This is a genomic window from Pseudoruminococcus sp. (genome assembly GCF_047012705.1).
Taxonomy (GTDB): Bacteria; Bacillota; Clostridia; order Oscillospirales; family Acutalibacteraceae; genus Pseudoruminococcus.
Map to the genome: position 1 here is coordinate 131,618 of NZ_JBKXNW010000006.1, position 20,754 is coordinate 152,371.

Annotated in this window: 22 protein-coding genes and 1 pseudogene; all 23 read left to right on the forward strand. The window is 43.1% G+C overall.

Going from position 1 to position 20,754, the window contains the following annotated elements:
* Positions 1-2 precede the first annotated feature (2 nt).
* Entirely contained in the window at positions 3-1,373 is a 1,371-nt protein-coding gene (locus tag ACLU24_RS07585) for a phage portal protein (protein ID WP_203264675.1), read from the forward strand.
* The gene (locus tag ACLU24_RS07590) at positions 1,258-2,013 is read left to right on the forward strand and encodes a head maturation protease, ClpP-related (RefSeq protein ID WP_156907843.1); all 756 of its coding nucleotides are present in this window, start codon (positions 1,258-1,260) and stop codon (positions 2,011-2,013) included. The genes ACLU24_RS07585 and ACLU24_RS07590 overlap by 116 nt, the downstream gene beginning before the upstream one ends.
* Before the next feature lie 15 nt (positions 2,014-2,028).
* Positions 2,029-3,210: a phage major capsid protein gene (locus ACLU24_RS07595; protein WP_008978744.1), complete on the forward strand. Its 1,182-nt coding sequence runs from the start codon at positions 2,029-2,031 to the stop codon at positions 3,208-3,210.
* A 67-nt stretch (positions 3,211-3,277) separates the two neighbouring features.
* Positions 3,278-3,553, forward strand: coding sequence for a head-tail connector protein (locus tag ACLU24_RS07600; RefSeq protein WP_008978745.1), 276 nt, complete (start codon positions 3,278-3,280; stop codon positions 3,551-3,553).
* Positions 3,553-3,885 (forward strand): phage head closure protein, encoded by a 333-nt coding sequence (locus ACLU24_RS07605; protein ID WP_203351103.1) that lies wholly within the window; start codon positions 3,553-3,555, stop codon positions 3,883-3,885. Before ACLU24_RS07600 ends, ACLU24_RS07605 begins: the two co-directional genes overlap by 1 nt.
* A gap of 2 nt (positions 3,886-3,887) precedes the next feature.
* Entirely contained in the window at positions 3,888-4,271 is a 384-nt protein-coding gene (locus tag ACLU24_RS07610; protein ID WP_008978747.1) for an HK97 gp10 family phage protein, read from the forward strand.
* Complete coding sequence (locus ACLU24_RS07615; RefSeq protein WP_128521272.1) at positions 4,264-4,581, forward strand: hypothetical protein; 318 nt, start codon at positions 4,264-4,266, stop codon at positions 4,579-4,581. The genes ACLU24_RS07610 and ACLU24_RS07615 overlap by 8 nt, the downstream gene beginning before the upstream one ends.
* A gap of 3 nt (positions 4,582-4,584) precedes the next feature.
* The gene (locus tag ACLU24_RS07620; RefSeq protein ID WP_203351104.1) at positions 4,585-5,160 is read left to right on the forward strand and encodes a major tail protein; all 576 of its coding nucleotides are present in this window, start codon (positions 4,585-4,587) and stop codon (positions 5,158-5,160) included.
* A gap of 11 nt (positions 5,161-5,171) precedes the next feature.
* Positions 5,172-5,546 carry a hypothetical protein gene (locus ACLU24_RS07625; protein ID WP_128521271.1) on the forward strand — a complete coding sequence of 125 codons (375 nt, stop codon included), beginning with the start codon at positions 5,172-5,174 and terminating at the stop codon, positions 5,544-5,546.
* Entirely contained in the window at positions 5,543-5,707 is a 165-nt protein-coding gene (locus tag ACLU24_RS07630) for a hypothetical protein (protein WP_008978751.1), read from the forward strand. Before ACLU24_RS07625 ends, ACLU24_RS07630 begins: the two co-directional genes overlap by 4 nt.
* Before the next feature lie 15 nt (positions 5,708-5,722).
* Positions 5,723-8,908 carry a phage tail tape measure protein gene (locus tag ACLU24_RS07635; RefSeq protein ID WP_203351105.1) on the forward strand — a complete coding sequence of 1,062 codons (3,186 nt, stop codon included), beginning with the start codon at positions 5,723-5,725 and terminating at the stop codon, positions 8,906-8,908.
* Positions 8,905-9,555 carry a hypothetical protein gene (locus ACLU24_RS07640; RefSeq protein WP_203351106.1) on the forward strand — a complete coding sequence of 217 codons (651 nt, stop codon included), beginning with the start codon at positions 8,905-8,907 and terminating at the stop codon, positions 9,553-9,555. The genes ACLU24_RS07635 and ACLU24_RS07640 overlap by 4 nt, the downstream gene beginning before the upstream one ends.
* 158 nt (positions 9,556-9,713) lie before the next feature.
* Complete coding sequence (locus ACLU24_RS07645) at positions 9,714-11,009, forward strand: phage tail protein (RefSeq protein ID WP_412611550.1); 1,296 nt, start codon at positions 9,714-9,716, stop codon at positions 11,007-11,009.
* An 11-nt stretch (positions 11,010-11,020) separates the two neighbouring features.
* Positions 11,021-12,835, forward strand: coding sequence for an autotransporter outer membrane beta-barrel domain-containing protein (locus tag ACLU24_RS07650; protein ID WP_412611552.1), 1,815 nt, complete (start codon positions 11,021-11,023; stop codon positions 12,833-12,835).
* 15 nt (positions 12,836-12,850) lie between these two features.
* Positions 12,851-13,408 (forward strand): hypothetical protein, encoded by a 558-nt coding sequence (locus ACLU24_RS07655; protein WP_203351109.1) that lies wholly within the window; start codon positions 12,851-12,853, stop codon positions 13,406-13,408.
* 13 nt (positions 13,409-13,421) lie between these two features.
* Positions 13,422-15,419, forward strand: coding sequence for a DUF859 family phage minor structural protein (locus tag ACLU24_RS07660; RefSeq protein WP_412611554.1), 1,998 nt, complete (start codon positions 13,422-13,424; stop codon positions 15,417-15,419).
* Between the two features lie 77 nt (positions 15,420-15,496).
* Entirely contained in the window at positions 15,497-15,910 is a 414-nt protein-coding gene (locus ACLU24_RS07665) for a phage holin family protein (RefSeq protein WP_008978758.1), read from the forward strand.
* A 3-nt stretch (positions 15,911-15,913) separates the two neighbouring features.
* Entirely contained in the window at positions 15,914-16,783 is an 870-nt protein-coding gene (locus tag ACLU24_RS07670; protein ID WP_008978759.1) for an N-acetylmuramoyl-L-alanine amidase, read from the forward strand.
* Positions 16,784-16,905: 122 nt separating this feature from the next.
* Positions 16,906-17,151 carry an SHOCT domain-containing protein gene (locus tag ACLU24_RS07675; protein WP_238991190.1) on the forward strand — a complete coding sequence of 82 codons (246 nt, stop codon included), beginning with the start codon at positions 16,906-16,908 and terminating at the stop codon, positions 17,149-17,151.
* A 54-nt stretch (positions 17,152-17,205) separates the two neighbouring features.
* Positions 17,206-18,765, forward strand: a complete 1,560-nt coding sequence (locus tag ACLU24_RS07680) for a recombinase family protein (protein ID WP_412611556.1) — start codon at positions 17,206-17,208, stop codon at positions 18,763-18,765.
* Positions 18,765-19,181 carry a serine integrase family protein gene (locus ACLU24_RS07685; protein ID WP_203351111.1) on the forward strand — a complete coding sequence of 139 codons (417 nt, stop codon included), beginning with the start codon at positions 18,765-18,767 and terminating at the stop codon, positions 19,179-19,181. Before ACLU24_RS07680 ends, ACLU24_RS07685 begins: the two co-directional genes overlap by 1 nt.
* Before the next feature lie 11 nt (positions 19,182-19,192).
* Positions 19,193-19,648: pseudogene (locus ACLU24_RS14650) on the forward strand (recombinase family protein); the annotation flags it as partial.
* Positions 19,649-19,708: 60 nt separating this feature from the next.
* Complete coding sequence (locus ACLU24_RS07690; RefSeq protein ID WP_475495306.1) at positions 19,709-20,746, forward strand: recombinase family protein; 1,038 nt, start codon at positions 19,709-19,711, stop codon at positions 20,744-20,746.
* Positions 20,747-20,754 lie beyond the last annotated feature (8 nt).

The window sequence follows — 20,754 nt, forward strand, 5'->3', positions numbered from 1 at the left end:
ATATGAGCTTTATTTCTGGTTTATTTCGTTCAAGAGATAAGCCCTCAAATAGCATTAACGGAAGCAGCTACCGCTTCTTGTTTGGTGGAAGCACATCTGGTAAATCCGTCAATGAACGTTCTGCCATGCAGATGACTGCAGTTTATGCCTGCGTTCGTATCCTGTCAGAGTCTATTGCTGGATTACCAGTTCATCTTTATCAATACAAAGATGGTGGTTCTAAAGCAAAAGCTATCGACCATCCACTTTATACCTTGCTTCATGATGAGCCGAATCCTGAAATGACATCATTTGTATTCAGGGAAACACTCATGACGCACCTTCTATTGTGGGGTAATGCTTATGCGCAAATCATCCGCAATGGTAAAGGTCAGGTCGTTGGCTTGTATCCTTTGATGCCAAATCGAATGTCGGTTGATAGAGATGATAAAGGCCAGCTCTACTACCAATATCAAATGCAGGATTCTGATGCTAATACAGGTAAAACAGGAACCGTAACTTTGAAACCATCAGATGTGCTTCATATACCGGGACTTGGCTTTGATGGTTTGGTTGGATACTCTCCCATCGCTATGGCTAAGAATGCAATCGGTCTTTCCATTGCTACAGAGGAATATGGTGCTAAGTTCTTCGCTAATGGCGCTACACCGGGAGGCCTTTTAGAATATCCGGGTACTGTAAAAAATCCTGATGCCATTAGAGAAAGCTGGAACAAAGGCTTCTCTGGCAGCAACTCTCATAAAGTTGCAATCTTGGAAGAAGGTATGCACTACACACCGATTTCCATATCTCCAGAACAAGCACAGTTTCTGGAAACAAGAAAATTTCAGATTGATGAAATAGCTCGAATCTTTAGAGTGCCACCTCATATGGTCGGCGACTTAGAGAAATCGAGCTTTTCTAATATTGAGCAGCAATCACTTGAGTTTGTGAAGTACACGCTGGAACCTTGGATAGTTCGCTGGGAACAGTCCTTAAACCGTGCCCTTCTTACGGATTCAGAGAAAGCTGCTTATTTTGTCAAGTTCAATGTCGATGGCTTGCTTCGTGGTGATTATCAGAGCCGAATGAACGGTTATGCCACCGCAAGACAGAATGGCTGGATGTCAGCTAATGACATTCGCGAGCTTGAAAACCTAGACCGTATTCCACCGGAACTTGGTGGTGATTTATATCTCATCAATGGAAACATGACCAAGCTGGAGGATGCAGGTATTTTTGCAGCGACCACTGCTGCTGGAAAGGAGGAAGATTCCGATGAAGAAGTTTTGGAAGTGGAAAAATCAGATGACGACAAATCAGGAGACTCAGGAACAGACGATGGAGAGAACTCTGTTTCTAAACGGAACAATCGCCGAGGAAAGCTGGTTTGATGATGACGTCACACCGCAGCTTTTTAAGGATGAGCTGCTTTCAGGCAGCGGTGATATCACCGTTTGGATTAATTCTCCCGGTGGTGATTGCGTCGCAGCTGCCCAGATTTACAACATGCTGATGGATTACAAAGGCAATGTCACAGTCAAAATCGATGGTATTGCGGCATCTGCTGCATCTGTTATTGCAATGGCAGGTACAAAGGTGCTGGTCTCTCCGGTATCCATGATGATGATTCACAATCCGATGACCGTTGCTTTTGGTAATACCGGCGAGATGGAAAAAGCTATCGCAATGCTTGATGAAGTCAAAGAATCCATTATCAACGCCTATGAAATCAAGACTGGTCTTAGCCGAGCCAAGTTATCTCATCTCATGGATGCAGAAACTTGGATGAATGCAAATATGGCAGTTGAACTTGGATTTGCTGATGAAGTCATGAAGCGTGAGGAAGCAGATAACGATATCCCTCAGCCTGCTGTAGCAGCAACCTACTCTCGTGTTGCAGTCACAAATTCTCTTATGGAGAAGCTTGCTGCAAAATGTCACATCGACTCGAAAAAAGTCGAACCAGAACCTACTGGTCGCTCCGTTGATGAACTAATGGAGCACCTTAACACAATCAAGAAATACATTTAATGGAGGTAAATAACCATGACTATTATGGAACTTCGCGAAAAGCGTAATAAAGCTTTGGATGCAGCTAAAGCATTCCTTGAATCTCATCGTACCGACAAGGGTGTTCTTTCTGTCGAGGACGATGCTACTTACACAAAGATGGAAGCAGATATTGATGCTCTTACAAATGAAATCCACAGACTTGAACGTCAGGAACAGCGTGAAGCTGAAATGAGTATGCCTATCAATACTCCGCTTACTTCTAAGCCTTCCGGAAATATGGCACACGACAAAAAGACTGGTCGTGCATCTGATGCGTATAAGGACGGTATGCTTACTGCCCTTCGTACAAACTTCCGTCAGGTATCTAATGTCTTGCAGGAAGGTGTAGATGCCGATGGTGGTTACCTTGTACCTGAAGAGTACGACAGCCGCTTAATCCGTGTACTTGAAGGTGAAAACATCATGCGTAAGCTTGGCCACAAGATTACTACTTCTGGCGACCACAAAATCAATATTGCTTCTACAGAACCTGCAGCAGCATGGATTGAGGAAGGTGGTGCACTTCAGTTCTCTGATGCTAAGTTCGCGCAGATTTTACTTGATGCCCACAAGCTTCATGTAGCCATCAAGGTAACTGAAGAGTTGCTTTATGACAATGCATTCAACCTTGAAAACTACATCATCGAGGAATTTGGCAAGGCACTTTCTAACGCTGAGGAAGATGCATTCCTTAACGGTACCGGTGTTGGACAGCCTCTTGGTCTTTTCGCTGCAACTGGCGGTGGAACTGTATATAAAACGGTCACAAAGCTTACTGCAGATGACATCATGAATCTTGTATATGCACTTAAACGTCCTTACAGAAAGAACTCTGCTTTCATTATGAATGACCAGATTATCGCTACTATCCGCACTTTCAAGGATGGCAATGGTGCCTATATGTGGCAGCCTTCTTATCAGGCTGGTGAACCGGATAAGCTTCTTGGATATCCTGTTTACACTTCTCCTTTCGCACCTGAAGATGCGATTTCCTTCGGTGATTACAGCTACTACAACATTGGCGACCGCGGTACTCGTTCCTTCAAGCAGCTTACTGAGCTTTTTGCCGGTAACGGTATGATTGGCTTTGTAGCAAAGGAACGTGTTGATGGTAAGCTTATCCTTCCTGAAGCAGTACAGATTTTGAAGATTGGCAGCACTACTGCTAAATCTTAAGAAAACGAACAGCGGTGTCATTCATTTAGAGTGGCATCGCTGATTTCATGATTGGAGGCGATGAGCAATGCTTGTAACACTGGAAGAAATGAAGAATTATCTGCGTGTGGATTATGACGATGATGATAGTTTAATCGAAACGCTCATAGCATCTGCTAAACGTATCTGTATGGATATTCTCAGAGTCGATGATGAATCTCTTCTTTTTGATATTGAAAATGCAAAGCCTGCAATCATGTACAGCGTTGCATATCTATATGAGCACCGAGAAGAAGCTGACCACCATGCTTTGACCATTACGCTTCGTTCACTTTTATTCGGTTCCCGTAAGGAGGTCTTCTGATGGATATTGGTTTATTGAATGTTCTCATAACAATTTCAAAAAACGCAATCACGACAGACGCCATCGGGAATCATAAAAATGAATGGGTACCCTTCTATACCTGCCATGCCACCGTTAGTGGTGAGGCTGGAAAAGAAGAAACTGACGCAGGCACTATCGTAGATGATTCAAAAATCGACTTTACTATCCGCTGGTGCAAGAAAGCTGCAGCACTTGATTCCACGCATTATCGTGTTGAATTTGGTGGTGAGCTTTATGACATCAAGGCCGTTGACCACATGAACTACAAGCGCAAATGCATCAAATTATCCTGCCAGAAAGTGAGGCGATAATTATGGCTACTAAAGTATCCATTGACCAGATGGCATCTGTCATCATGGATGGCCTAAAAGAATACGCTGACCTCGCCACTGATGATTTGAAAGCAGCTGTTAAGAAAACCGGCAACGAAGTCAGAAAACAGATTCAATCCACTGCCCCAAAAGCCAGCGGAAAATACAGCAAAAGCTGGTCAGTTAAGACAACTAAAGAATCCTCTAACGGCATGGAGGTAACAGTCTATTCCAGAAACAGATATCAGCTTGCACACCTGTTGGAATTTGGTCATGCCAAACGTGGTGGCGGTCGTGTTGCTGCAAGACCTCATATTGCTGCTGCAGAACAGGCCGGTATTGAATCGTTTGAACAGGCCATCGAAAGGAGCTTAAGAAATGGATAGAATTCTTGCTATTTTACAGGAGATAGAGCTTCCTTTTGCATACGACCATTTTGCTGAAGGTGAATCTCCTGAACCACCATTTATCTGCTACCTGATTCCCGGCAGTGATAACTTTGCTGCTGATGGAAAAGTCTACGTAAGGATAAATGAATTTCATATCGAGCTGTACACCGACTGCAAGAATCCTGCACTCGAAAACAGCGTCGAAGCTGTGCTTGATAACCACAGCATTTTCTATAACAAATCCGAAGTCTGGATTGAGAGCGAAAAGCTCTATGAAGTCCTATATACATTTGAAATGGAGGTATAAATCATGGGCAATAAAGTAAAATACAATCTTAAAAATGTTCATGCTGCAAAGCTTACAAAAACAGAAGATGGTAAGTACACCTACGCTGCACCTCAACCTATTCCGGGTGCAGTAAGTATCAGTCTTGATGCTGAGGGTGATTCCAGTCCGTTCTATGCAGACGGTATCGTATATTTCCGTTCTACTGCAAACAATGGTTATAGCGGTGACCTTGAAATCGCATTGATTCCTGAATGGTTCCGCACAGATATCTTGAAGGAAACCTTAGACAAGAATGGTGTTCTTATCGAAAGCTCTAAGGTCACTGAGATGGAGAAATTTGCACTGTTATTTGAATTTGATGGCGATGTTCGCTGCATCCGTCATGTTCTTTATAACTGCACAGCTTCTCGTCCTTCTATCGAGTCTGAAACCAAGGAAGATACTATCGAGCCGGGAACAGAAAAGCTTTCTCTTACTGCTGACCCTCGTGAAGATGGCCTTGTTAAGAGTAGAACTGGTGATTCCACTAGTGAAACAACTTATAACGACTGGTACAAGCAGGTATATATTCCTGTTGAGCCTACCACTGCCGGTTAAGGAGGAATCGTATGCTTAGTAAAACTATCAAGGTCGGCGATAAAGAAGTCGCCTTCCGCTCTTCTGCTACTATCCCAAGACTCTATCGTGCAAAGTTCAAAAGAGACATCTTCAAAGACCTGTCTAAACTGGAATCCTCTTATAAAGGTAACAGCGAGGCAGGTTCTTCTTTTGCCATCGAGGACTTGGAGATATTTGAAAATGTGGCCTACATCATGGCTTATCATGCTGACCACAACATTCCAGAGGATATCGATGATTGGCTTGACCAGTTTGAAATGTTCTCTATCTATGAGGTGCTTCCAGAAATTCTTGAACTCTGGGGTACAAATCTGATTACAGACGTGGAGTCTAAAAAAAACTTAAACGCAGTAATCGCGAAATGACAACCGCACTCTTCCTTCTGCGCTGCGTAGAAATAGGTATCTCCATTGCTGAGCTTGACCTTCTTACCATCGGTATGGTGATGGATATCTGGACGGAAAAAGGCAATGACGGAGCTACTTATGACAATCTTGCAACGCAGGAGGATTTTGACAAATTCTAAAGGAGGTAACCGCCAATGGCAAATAGAATCAAAGGTATTACCGTTGAAATTGGCGGCGATACCACTAAACTACAAACCGCCTTAAAAGGTGTAAACGGTCAAATTAAGAATACGCAATCTGCCCTACGAGATGTAGAAAAGCTGCTTAAACTTGACCCTCATAATACAGAACTGCTTTCTCAAAAGCAAAAATTACTGACACAGGCAATTGGAGAAACCAAAGAAAAGCTAGCCACACTTAAGACTGCTGCTGAACAGGCAAATGAACAGCTACAAAAAGGCGAAATAACACAGGAGCAGTATGATGCTCTCCAAAGAGAAATCGTCGAGACCGAGGCTGAATTAAAACGATTAGAACAGCAGGCATCAACAACCAATGCTACCCTTACAAAAATTGGTGATGTAGGTTCCAAGCTTGAAACTGTCGGTAATGGTATTACAAATGTTGGTAAGAAGGTATCTGTTGTATCTGCCGCAGTAACCGGCATGGGCATCGCTTCTGTAAAAACCGCTGCTGACTTTGAAAGCTCAATGAGTCAGGTGCAGGCGACAATGGGAATCACCAAAGATTCCATGTCCAATGTCAATGGTGAAAGTGTCAATACTATGGAGGCCCTTTCTGACCTTGCGAAGCAGATGGGTTCTGAGACAGCCTTCTCTGCAAGTGAATGTGCCGAAGCACTGAACTATCTGGCCCTTGCTGGTTATGATACGCAAGAAATGGTCGATACATTGCCAACAGTACTTAACTTAGCCGCTGCCGGTAATATCGACCTTGCTTCCGCATCGGATATGGTCACTGATGCCATGTCTGCTCTTGGAATGGAAACATCTGAGGCAGATACAATGGTTGACCAGATGGCTAAAACTGCATCTAGCACCAACACCTCTGTATCACAGTTAGGCGAAGGTATTCTTACAATTGGTGCGACTGCAAAATCCATCAAAGGCGGTACAGCTGAATTAAATACTGCTCTAGGTATCCTTGCAAACAATGGTATCAAGGGCGCTGAAGGTGGTACTCATCTTCGTAACGTCATTCTTTCATTGCAGAATCCTACTGACAAAGCTGCTGCCTGCATGGAACAGCTCGGTGTTGATGTTTATGACTCACAGGGAAATATGCGTTCTTTGAACGATATCCTTGGTGACTTAAATACCAGCATGGAAGGCATGACTTCTGCGGAGAAAACAAATATCATCAGTTCCATCTTCAACAAGACCGACCTCTCATCAGTAAATGCCCTTCTTGCAAATACAGGTGAGACATGGGATAGCTTACAAAATTCCATTACAAACAGCGCCGGTGCTGCACAGCAGATGGCGGATACACAGCTTGATAACTTATCTGGTCAGCTTACAATTCTGAAATCTGCATTAGAGGGACTTGCCATTTCCATCGGTGAAGCTCTGATGCCAATGGTAAAAAACATCGTTTCAAAGATTCAAGGATTCGTTACTTGGCTAAACAACCTTGATGATGGTACGAAACAGGTCATCGTTAAAATTGGATTATTTGTTGCTGCTCTTGGCCCAGCGCTAGTAATTCTAGGAACCGTAATATCAAAGGTTGGTGTCGCGATGCAGGCCTTCAGTAAATTTGGATTGAAGGTCACAAGCCTTGTATCAAAGGCTGGCGGATTATCCGGAGTCATGAGTAAGGTTGGTAGTGCAATCATGGGTATCAATCCAGTTGTACTTGCCGTGGTTGCCGCTATTGCAGTTCTGGTTGGTGCTTTCGTTCATCTTTGGAATACCAATGAGGAATTCCGAAATAAGATTACTACTATCTGGGAACGTATTAAGGGCATCTTTTCTGGATTTGCACAGGGCATCACTGACAGGCTTAATGCACTTGGCTTTGATTTCGAGAATTTCAGCGAAGTGGTATCTGCCATCTGGGAAGGATTATGCAATTTCTTAGCGCCTCTTTTTGAGGGCGTGTTCAAACAGATTGCAAATATCCTTGAAGGTGTTCTTGGTGTTATCACCGGATTACTTGACGTCTTTATCGGTATTTTCACTGGTAACTGGTCTCAGGTATGGGAAGGTGTCAAAGGAATATTCGGCTCTGTATGGGACTTTATCAAGAATACATTTACCAACTATATGAATATCATTCGTGGCGTTGCTGATGTTGTACTTGGCTGGTTCGGTACAAGCTGGAACGAAGTATGGACTGGTATCAGAGATTTCTTTGTAAATCTTTGGACAGGTATTGTGGACTTCTTCACAGGACTGTGGGAAGGCATCAAGAATACAGTCCAGACTGCCATTATGTTTATTGCATCAATTCTGGAAGCGGCATTTGATATCATCACTCTTCCGTTCAGATTTATCTGGGAGAACTGTAAAGAAATCATTATCGCAGTCTGGGATGCTATTAAGGAAAAGGTATCCACTGCAATCAATGCGATTTCTACTGTTATCAGCACTGTGCTTAACGCCATAAAGACAGTATTCACTACCGTTTGGAACGCAATCAAAACCCATGTGACAACTGTTGTAAATGCAGTAAAGACCGTCGTCACAACTGTATTCAATGCGATTAAGAGTGTCGCTACTAACGTATGGAATGGTATCAAAACCGCTATTACTACTGTTGTTGATGGTATTAAGAGCAAGGTTTCATCGGTATTCAATTCTGTAAAAAGCACAGTATCTTCTGTGTTCAATGGAATTAAATCCACTGCCACTTCTGTATGGAATGGTATCAAATCAGCTATCACTACACCAATTGAAGCTGCAAAGAATAAGGTAAAGTCTGTGGTTGATGCGATTAAGGGCTTCTTCTCTGGAATGAAGATATCCTTGCCTCACATCAAATTACCGCACTTTAAGGTAACAGGCTCGCTTTCCATCGCACCACCAAGCGTACCTCATCTATCAATCGACTGGTACAAAAACGGTGGTATTATGAATCGCCCTACCATCTTCGGTATGAATGGCAGTTCTTTGATGGCTGGTGGTGAAGCTGGACAAGAAGCAATCCTGCCACTTAGCGGATTCTATAAACAGCTAGAAGCAATGCTTGATAGCAAAATGAATACTGCTGGCATGGAAAGATATCTTGCTATTATCGCTGACAATAGCTCCAAGGGTATTTACTTGGAAGACGGTACTCTTGTTGGCCATCTTCTTCCTGTAATCGATAATGGCCTTGGAAAGCAACAAAAATTATCAAGGAGGCTTGCACTATGAGACCAGACATTTTAATCAATAGTATCTCACTTTTTCAGATGGGCTGGCTTAGAGAAAGCATCGACTTTCCAACGCCACAATCTCAAAGTGAAACCGTCGTTGTTCCCGGTCGCAATTCTCCAATCAGATTTACAGAGGCTCTTGGCTCGGTATCCTTCCAGCCAAGGGCCTTTACTATAGTTTTGTCAATGCTCGGAACACGAAGCGCCTTCAATAACAGAGTGACTGAGATAATAAATCAATTTACTGGAAGACTTGTACAGGTAATCTGTTCTGAAGAACCAACGCTCTACTGTATCGGAACCATTGAAGCCGCTCCAGCGTATGACCCTATTTCCAATAAAGGACAGCTCACTCTTAGCTGTTCTGATGGTGATGCTTATCGTTATCACGTAGATGAGACTGTTGTTCAAATAACTGGAACTAAGACCGTTACACTTGTGAACGATTTTATGCCGGTTGTACCTTCCATCACTACATCTGCAGAAACTACCCTTGCATGGAAAATAGGCGTTGATTCTTTTTCAAAGACTATTAGCGCAGGCACTTGGGAAATCCCTGAACTGCAGCTTGCCTATGGAAACAACTCTGTGAAGGTAACCAGCACCGGGACAACTACATTCAGATATAGGGAGGGCCGCCTATGAGTTTATTCAAAGTATATGTTGACGGTTCTCTTTTTTACCATCCGAACCTTTCAAAACTTGCAATCACGGAAGCCCAGATTCAGGAAGATGCCGAAAACATCGATAGTCTTAAACTATCCGCTCCGTTTAATCATCCTTACCTGACTTCTATCAAGCCAATGGCATCTGTGATTGTCTGCAAGAAAGGAAGTGATGTCGTGTTTGAAGGTCGTGCCTTGGATGATGGCAGTGATTTTTATAATACGCATTCATGGACTTGTGAATCCTGCCTTGCTTATCTGAAGGATACAATTCAGCCGCCATTTTCATATAAAGGAACGCTCAAGGGATTGCTGGAATACTTCATTTCTATCCACAACAAAAATGTGGAAGAACAGAAACGCTTCACCCTTGGAAGTGTAACGGTTAAAGATGATAACGATTATATTTCCTATAGCAATTCCGAATATTCCTGCACGATGGATGCCATCAAAAACAAGCTGATAAATACGCACGGCGGTTATCTACAAGTGCGCTACACAGCAAATGGTAAGTATCTGGACTACCTTGCAGACTTTACAACCAAATCAGTGCAGACCGTGGAATTCGGTAAAAACCTTTTGAATGTAAAAATCACAAAAGACCATACCGAACGTGTTACTGCGCTTATCCCTCTTGGTGCGAAGAAAAAAGAAACTGACGAAGAAGGAACCGAGGCAGAAACCGACGAGCGTGTCGATATCACCTCAGTCAATGATGGTAAAAATTATGTTTGCGATGAGACTGCCATTAAAGAAATTGGCTGGATATGGACTTCTGAAATCTGGGATGATGTAACTCTTCCCGGAAACCTGCTAAGAAAAGCAGAAGCCAGATTATCCGACTTGGTTAAAGGCATCACCAGCATTGAACTTACCATTGTTGATGAATCTGATACCGGTGCTGATATTGGTGATATTCGCGCTCGTATGTATGTGGAATGCATCTCTAAACCACATGGCATTCATGGCACTTATCTTTGTGTTAGCCGAACCAGAGATTACTTAAATCCTTCTGGAAACACCATCACTATTGGAGCCAGTGGCGTCACATTAACTGCTGCCTCTGCTAAGCAGAATAAGAATATTGCCGCTCTGGAAGATGACATTCTTGGGCAGACTTCAAAAATAGAATCTATATCCGGAAAAGTCGATACCATCAATTCACAGAAAATGTATCATACAGAACTTGTGGTTGATGGTGTCAACATTTTCAAGGATAAAGGCCAGTCAAGTCGAATGCACTGTAAGGTATTTTCTTGGGATAAAGACATCACAGATACCCTTAAAGCAGAAAGCTTTATCTGGCATCGAAAGTCCTCTGATGAGGCTGCTGACGCTGAGTGGGACAAAGCTCATCGCGGCATAAAAACAATCATAATCACAACAGAGGATGTTCAGGATAATGCTTCCTTCTATTGTGAAATCATTTTATAGGAGGTTATTTCATGGCTACAATTTTGACATCCAGCCAGCAGACCTTTGTGGATATTACTGACCAAAGGAAGCTGTCGGCATATATTACTTCAAATCTTCCTAAGACTCAGAGTGAAGACCCGAATATACTGCCTCATGAATATGCACCTAGCTGGGCAACTACAAATCTTGTATTGACTCCGGTTATCTTTCTTGACCAGACCAATATTTCATTGACCGCTACCGGTGTAACAATCTCATGGAAGCGTAAAGATGGTGTTGCTGCTGAGACTTCACTTACAACTGGTGAATCAGTAAATAAAGGTATTCTTACAGTCAATGCGAATAAGCTGGCTGCATCCGATTCCGGCATGATTACTTATATCTGTTATATCAGCTATTATGATTCAGAAACCAAGAACACCGTCAATATCTCCGCTGATATTACCTACACCTTGGTAAAGAATGCAACAAACGCTCGTCTTGCTTATGTAACAGCAGATACCTATGTATTCAAGTATGACACCTCTTCCACTTTAGTTGGTGCTTCGCAAGCTACTCTTACTGCACAAGTTCAGGGCGTAACCATCAGCAAATGGCAGTACAAGAACAGCTCCGGCAACTGGGCTGATTATCCTACTACCTCTGATAATACAAGCATCACCGGTGGGACTTTGGTAGTAAAGCCAACACATGCAGTATTCGTTGATAACGTGGCTCAAATCAAGCTCATAACAAGTGACTCTGATGTATTTGATACTGTAACCATCACCAAAATTTATGACGGTGCTAAGGGTGATAAAGGCGCTACAGGTTCTGCCGGAAGTGGCGGTATTTCTATTGTTTTAGGAAACGAAACACAATCCATCGCTTGTACATCAGCCGGTAAAACAGCTGCTGCATCAACTATTTCAATTCCATTTACCGGATATGTTGGTATTACACAGACCGCTTGTACTTGTGCTGTTGGAACTCTACCAACAGGTATCACACTAAAAACAAACACTGCTGCAACTGCAACCGCTGCAGGTTTAATTGAATTATCTGTTGCGGCATCTTCAAACCTTGGTGCTGATGCGACCTTAACCGGTAACATCAATCTGACATTTACTATTTCTGGAAAGACTGCAACTAAGGTATTTACTTGGACAAAATCAAAAGCTGGAAGCAATGGTACATCCGCAGTTGTTTTCTCTGTCTATGCTCCTAACGGAACTATCGTACAGAACCAGTCCGGGAAGCTTACACTGGCCACTTCTGCGTATAGCGGAACTACTGCTATCACAAGTGCTACTTACCAGTGGGCTAAATATGTGAATGGAACATGGACAAACATCAGCGGTGCTACGGGTTCCACCTTAGAAGTATCCGGTGCCGATATTATCAACATTCAGTCCTACCGCTGTACGATGACATACTCCAGCAAAAACTATGTCGACGTTATCACTGTTGAAGATAAATCTGACCCTTATGTATCAGAGATGCTTTCCATCGGTGGTTTCACCGTAAAAAACAATCTTGGTGGTCTTGTTCCATATATAATCGTTAGAACCAATCAGCAGGAAGTGGATGCCCTTCTTGGTATCATCAGCGAGACAGCGCCTTCCAGTCCGAAGTCAGGTGATTTCTGGTACAAGATTGACCATAGTGCAAAAACCGTAACACTGATGAAATATAGCGGTTCTGCTTGGGCCAACGCCACAGAAAAGCAAAGCCTTACTTACACTTGGTATGCGCAGGATAAGGATGGCAAAGAAGTAGCATTCACAAAGACCGGAAAAGTTATCTATCTTTCTGCAGCTGATATTGATAGCTTGCTTACTTTACAGTGTGATGTTTCTAACTGATGGGAGGTGTAATGAATGGCGCTATTAACTTCATGCCAGCACACCTTCCAAAGCGTGGTGGCTTATGAGGATGCTTTAGATGATGTAGAAATCCTGAAAATTCAGGTGCATGACTGCTACTCAGAAATTGCGAAAACTGCAGATGAAATTACCGGTACCGTTCATGATACCTACATTGAAAAGACTCAGTTAGAGACCATTCAGAAAGATTTCCAGTCTAGCATCACTCAAAACAGCAGTGAAATCCGTATGGACTTTACTGCCATCACTGATGAGATAAAAGGAAACGTAGCTTACAACCAACAGCTATTAGAAGAATACATCCGTTTCAAGGGTGCCCTTATTGAGCTTGGCAGAGTTGGAAATGCCTTCACTGCCGAGCTATCCAATGAGGAGCTTGCCTTCAAGGAAAACGGCCAGAAAATCGCTTTTATCTCAAATAACAGCTTGGTTATTACCAACGCAGAAATAAGAAACAAGTTATCTCTTGGAAATGAAACCAGAGGCTGGTTCGACTTTATTCCAAGAGCAAATGGTAATCTCTCCATCAAATGGCGAGACCCAGCATCTTAAGGAGGAATGATTCATGGCTAAAAGCGGAAGCATAACAACAAATGAAAAAGAAGGTCGTTCCATTACGCTGTCGTGGTCATTATCCAGTCAGGACGTAGCAAACAACACTTCTACTATCGCTTGGACACTTAAAGGCTCAGGTTCCGGCTCCGGCTGGGTTATGTCCGGTGCCTTCAAAGCAGTCATCAATGGAACAACCGTATATTCAAGTGACACCAGAATTCAGCTGTACAACAATACAACAATTGCGTCTGGAACAGCAAAAATCAGTCACAACTCTGATGGTACTAAATCATTCAGTTTGAGCTGTGAAGCTGGCGTTTATACCTATGCAGTCAGCGTTACTGCAAGTGGTACGCATACGCTTGATACGATTCCAAGGGCATCAACCGTATCAGCTACCAACACTAATCTGAATTCGGCCTCGACAATTACAATCACAAGAGCATCATCTTCGTTTACGCATACTTTGACTTATTCTTTTGGAAGCACCACAGGAACCATCGTTTCCAAAACAACATCAACATCCGTATCGTGGACGCCTGCTCTTACACTGGCAAATCAGATACCAAATGCGGTATCCGGAACCTGCACCATCACCTGTGATACCTACAATGGCTCTACAAAGATTGGCTCCAAAACCTGCACGCTTACATTGACAGTACCTGCTTCGGTAAAACCCACAATGACAAGTGTTACAGCTGCACGTGTTGATGGTGATGTTCCAGCAGCATGGGCCATCTATGTTCAAAGTAAGTCAAAAGCAACTGTTACTATCAACGGAGCTGCTGGTGCTTACGGTTCTACGATATCTTCCTACTCGATTTCAGGTGGTGGATATTCGAGTACAGCATCCAGCTTTACGACCGGATTTCTAACTACTTCAGGCACAATTACTTTTACTGCAAAGGTTACTGATTCCAGAGGACGTGTGTCTGATGCAGCAACTGTGAGTATCAGCGTGGTTGCTTATTCTGCACCATCTTTTACAAGCTATCTTTCACAAAGAGCAACCAGCGCTGGTGTCGTAAATGATGATGGAACTTATATCCGTGGTCTTATCTCTTACAGCTACGCTTCCTGCAGCAGTAAGAACACTGTAACCCGTGCAACCTACTATAAGAAATCATCTGCTACTTCATGGACTAATGCTAATAAGAGCTTCTCTTCAGGAACTGCATTCACTTTTGGTGGCGGTGCAATATCAACGGAAAGCTCCTATGATGTCAAATACACCATTACAGATGCTTTCACCACAGTAACAATTCTTGATACGGTTTCAACAGCAGCTGTATTGATGGACTTTAAAGCCGGTGGCAAAGGAATCGCAATTGGTAAAGTTGCAGAGAAAGACGATACTTTAGAAATCGCCATGACCACCAATCATACAAAAGCAGTGCAATCTGAGCATACAGATATCGCATATTGGCAAACAAGATATGGTGCTGATGGTGCAGCTTCTGCTAAGGCTGCCTTTGGAATCGGCACAGGCGGAGTTAATCGAGGCGTTTATGATGGAACTTTAAGCGAATGGCTAATCTATCGAAACTCGTTAACAGCTCATACCAATGTAATCAATGGCGATACTACTATCACCGGTAGTCTTAAGATTGGTAATCACTCAACAGCTATAGGAACGGTAACGGATTCAAACTCATCTACAGCTAAATCCTGTGCTAGTGGAACTTGGACAGATACCAATTCTCTTGTCACTGTTACCGCAGGTGTATATGTCATCTCCGCTAATCTGAATTTCGCTGCAGCCACCGCCAAACGACGTGGTGCCAGAATTCAGGTATCAACAGACGGTGGTACTACCTATAGCAATCTTACAAATGCGCAAATCTTATATGGAGGAAGTACAACCAGCCAGACTATTTATGTTCATACTGGCGGTATCGCATCAACGACTTCTTCTAATGGATTAAAAATCAAATTACAAGCATATCAGGATACAGGTGCTGCAATCAATATCACATCCTCATATCTGAGGGTCGTGCGAATTGCATAGCATCTTTTATTTTGGAATCAAGCATCTCTTCGGAGGTGCTTTTTTCATACCAATTCACAGAAATGGAGGACTCAAACATGAAGGAATTTTGGAACACAATCCAGCTCATCTTCACAGGCATTGGCGGCTGGCTTGGCTACTTTCTTGGTGGCTGGGACGGACTGCTTTATGCACTTATTGCCTTTGTTGTAATCGATTATCTCACTGGTGTCATGTGTGCAATCAATGACAGAACACTTTCCAGCGAAGTCGGCTTCAAAGGCATCTGTCGCAAGGTGCTTATTTTCTTGCTTGTAGGAATCGCCCACATTCTTGATGTAAATGTTATCGGCTCAGGCGGTGTTCTTCGCACTGCAGTCATCTTCTTCTACATCTCCAATGAAGGCGTTTCTCTTCTTGAAAATGCAGCACATCTTGGACTTCCGGTACCAGAAAAAATCAAGGTCGTATTAGAACAGCTTCACGACCGTTCAGAAAGCAAGGAGGAATAAAACATGGCTTACACAAACAGTTCATTGGTATCCTATACCAAACTTAGTCCGAACCACTCCGGACAGAGAACGCATTCCATTGACCGCATCACGCCTCACTGTGTTGTTGGTCAGTGCAGCGTTGAAACATTAGGTAATATTTTCTACCCTACTTCAAGACAGGCCAGCTGCCAGTACGGTATTGGCACTGATGGTAGAATCGGCATGTATGTAGAGGAGAAGAACCGCTCTTGGTGCTCTTCCAGCAATGCAAATGACCAGAGAGCAATCACTATTGAATGCGCCAGCGACACCACTGAACCTTACGCCATGAACAGTAAGGTTTATGATGCTCTTATCAAACTTTGCGTTGATATCTGCAAACGTAATGGTAAGAAGAAGCTTATCTGGCTTGGTGATAAGGATAAAACCCTTAACTACAATCCTAAGTCTGATGAGATGGTAATCACTGTACATAGATGGTTTGCCAACAAGTCCTGTCCGGGTAACTGGCTTTATGCTAGACTTGGCGACTTGGCAACAAAGGTTACTGCGCAGCTTGCCGGAACAACTACTACTCCTGAAACACCTACTGCAACTTTATATCGTGTACGTAAGACTTGGTCTGATAGCAAGAGTCAGAAAGGTGCCTTCAAGGTATTAAGCAATGCCAAGAAGTGTGCTGATGACAATGCTGGCTACAGCGTATTCGATGAAAAAGGAACTGTGGTTTATACCGGTAAGAATACTACAGCAAAGAAGACTGTATTAGAACTTGCAAAGGAAGTTATCGCTGGCAAATGGGGTAACGGTCAGGATAGAAAGAATCGCCTTACCGCTGCCGGTTATGACTACACCGCTGTACAGAACAAAGTAAATGAATTACTGAAGTAATTGGATGCCCATTGGAGTTTCGTGCTCTGATGGGCATTTTTTTATTTGTCTTTTATCCGCTCAAAATCACTTCTTATCTCCAGTGGGAAAGTGAAGGCATAGCTTTCAGATTGGAGGACATTATGAATCAAACTGAAAACAAGTCTGTTCTAAAAACCACAGACATTGCATCTCACTTAAAACTGGAGCCTACTCCGATTACAGATATTCAATTACAGCGTGATTATGATTATTTCAGAGCACAGGAAGTCGCAAAATCGATGCTGGATTCTGGACTTATTTCCTTGTTGGAATTCAACAAATTAACGCTCCTTAACCGCCAAACATTCTCACCGCTATATGTAGAAATAATGCCGGAAATAACTTGATAAATACAGCTTTTAGAGTGATGTATATACACTGACGAAGGGAGGTGAACTACCGTGAAGAAGGTTACAAAAATCGACAAAGTACAGAATGTAACAAGCAAAAAACAGAAGCTTCGCGTAGCAGCTTATTGTCGTGTTTCTACCAGCAATGATGCACAGCTTGAAAGCTTAGAAACACAGAAAGCACACTACGAAAGCTACATTACTTCTCGTGATGATTGGCAGTTTGCCGGTCTGTATTTTGATGAAGGTATCACAGGTACCAAGAAGGATAAACGTCCGGAACTAATGCGCCTGATGCAGGATTGTGCAGCAAAGAAGATAGACTTTATTATCACCAAGTCAATCAGCCGATTCTCAAGAAATACAACCGACTGCTTGGAACTTGTAAGAAAGCTGCAGGAACTGGATGTTCCAATCTACTTTGAAAAAGAAAACATCAACACCGGGTCAATGGAAAGTGAGCTGTTTCTTACAATCCTAAGCTCAATGGCCGAAGGTGAATCCACTTCTATTTCTGAAAACAGCAAGTGGTCAATTAAGAAGAGATTCCAAAACGGAACCTTCAAGCTTAGTTACGCACCTTATGGGTACCGCTGGGACGGACGCACACTTCGCATTATTCCTGAACAGGCAGAAGTTGTAAAACGCATCTTCGCCGATGTTCTTTCCGGTAAAGGTACTGATGCTATTGCTAAAGCGCTCGATGATGAAGGTGTACCTACCAAGCGTGGCGGCAAATGGACTTCGACCAGTGTCCGCGGCATTCTTGCTAATGAGAAATACACCGGCGATGTTATTTTCCAGAAAACCTATACCGATGATTCTTTCAACAGGCATACAAATAAAGGTGAGCTCGATATGTATTACGTTGCCGACCATCATGAAGCAATTATCAGTAAAGAGGATTTTGAAGCAGCCGGACTTCTGATAACGCAACGAGCTGCTGAAAAAGGTATCAAGAGAGAAAGTCAAAAATACCAACAGCGCTATGCATTTTCCGGAAAAATCATCTGCAACGAATGTGGTGATACCTTCAGAAGAAGAATGCACTCCAGCACCTATGGCAAATACGTAGCTTGGTGCTGCAATACCCATCTGGCAGATAAAGATAAATGCTCGATGCTGTATCTTAGGGATGATGATTTGAAGGTAGCATTCGTTACCGTTCTTAACAAACTAATCTACAGCCACAAGCTAGTCTTGAAACCTTATGCTACTGCACTGCAGAACAATTCCGGTGATGAGAGTTTTGTCAGAATCCAGCACTTAGAGCGCCTTTTGGAACAGAACACAGAACAGCGAGAAACCTTAACCAGATTGATGGCTCAGGGCTATATCGACCAAGTTTTGTATAACAGCGAAACAAACGCCCTTCTTACGCAGGCTAACACCTACAGGGAAGACATTGAAGTTATCAATGCCACCATGAGCGGTGACAGTTCAAGGTTCTTTGAAGCAGAACGCCTACTCCACTTTGCAGAGCGTGGGTCAATGCTTGAAGAATACAGCGAAGATTTATTTGAGAGATTTGTAGACCACATTCAGGTGTATTCCAGACATGAAGTCGGATTTGTCATGAAGTGTGGTCTTACTTTTAAGGAGATGATTTGATGGGACATACACCACTTGGCTATCGTATCGAGAATGGCATCGCAGTTATCGATGAAGAAGCTGCAGCTAAGGTACGACAGCTATACAAGAATTACCTTGGTGGTCTTTCACTTACGAATGCTGCCAAAGAAGCAGGAATCAATGCACTGCATGCTGGTTCCAAGCGAATTATGCAAAACAAGCATTATCTCGGTGATAACTTTTATCCAGCCATCATCGATAAGGATACCTTCATTGCCGCAGGTAGAGAAATCAGGCGCAGGTCAGCAAAACTTGGTCGCAACGACAGATTCAAAGAAATACCTGAGAAGAAGGCTCCGATACTCTTCCGCTTCGGCGACATCACAGAGTATTTTGACAATCCAGTAAAACAGGCTGAGTATTTATACAGCCTTATAGAAAGCGAGGTTATTTGATGGGAAATGTAATGGTCATCCCTGCCAAACGACAAATTGGTAATACCGGTCGTAAGCAGGATGCAAAGCCTAAACTCCGAGTCGCGGCGTACTGTAGAGTTAGTACTGACAGCGATGAGCAGGCTACAAGTTATGAAGCTCAGGTTGAGCACTACACAGAATATATTAAAAAGAACCCTGAATGGGAATTTGCCGGAATATACGCTGATGACGGTATTTCCGGTACCAACACAAAGAACAGAGAAGAATTCAACCGAATGATTGAGGATTGCGAAGCTGGCACCATTGACATGATTATCACAAAATCAATCAGCCGATTTGCCAGAAACACCTTAGACTGCTTGAAATACATTAGACAGCTTAAGGAAAAGAACATACCGGTGTTCTTTGAAAAGGAAGCTATCAATACAATGGATGCCAAGGGTGAAGTCCTTCTTACGATTATGGCTTCACTGGCCCAGCAAGAATCACAGTCATTAAGCCAGAACGTTAAGCTTGGACTTCAGTTCCGCTACCAGAATGGTCAGGTGCAGGTAAACCACAACCGCTTCCTTGGCTACACCAAAGATGAAGATGGTAACCTTGTCATTGACCCAGAACAGGCTGAAGTTGTAAAGCGCATCTACCGAGAGTACCTTGAAGGCTACAGCATGGATAAGATTGCTGCAGGACTTGAGGCTGATGGCATTCTTACCGGCGCAGGAAAACCACGATGGCATACAAGCACCATCAACAAGATTCTCCGCAATGAAAAATACATCGGTGATGCCCTTCTTCAAAAGACTTACACCACTGATTTTCTTAACAAGACCAGAGTTAAGAACACCGGAATCGTTCCTCAATATTATGTTGAAGGAAACCACGAAGCGATTATCCCAAGAGAGATTTACATGCGTGTACAGGAAGAATTGGTGCGTAGACGAGTGGTAAAGACCAGTGCCAATGGAAAGAAACGAAGCTACAGCTGCAACCACTGCTTCTCACAGATTATCATTTGCGGTGACTGCGGTGAGATGTTTAGAAGAATCCACTGGAACAACCGTGGCTGCAAGTCCATCGTCTGGCGCTGCATCAGCAAGTTAGAACCTACTGGCCTTGAATGCCATGCCAGAACCATCAACGAACTTGACCTGCAGGAAATCGTACTTACTGCCTTGAATGAGCTGCTTGGAGATAAATCCAAATACCAGAAACAGCTACAGCAAAACATCGCATCGGTCGTCAGAGCTTCTGCAGCAATCACTACGGATGGTATTGATGAGAAGCTTATGGAACTTCAACAGGAACTTGTAAAAAAGGCCAACAACAAAGAAGCCTATGATGAGATTGCCGACCAGATTTTTGCACTCAGAGAAAAGCGCCAGCAAGCCTCAATGGACACTGTACAACGCGATGAACAGCTGCAAAGAATTACAGAATTGCAGGATTTCATTAAAGAACAGCCTTCCGACCTTACCACATTTGATGAAGCCCTTGTAAAACGCTGGCTTAAGCAAATCACAATATGGGACGACCATTGCACGGTTGAATTGAAATCCGGACTTATGGTCGATGTAGAAAGATAAGCATAGAC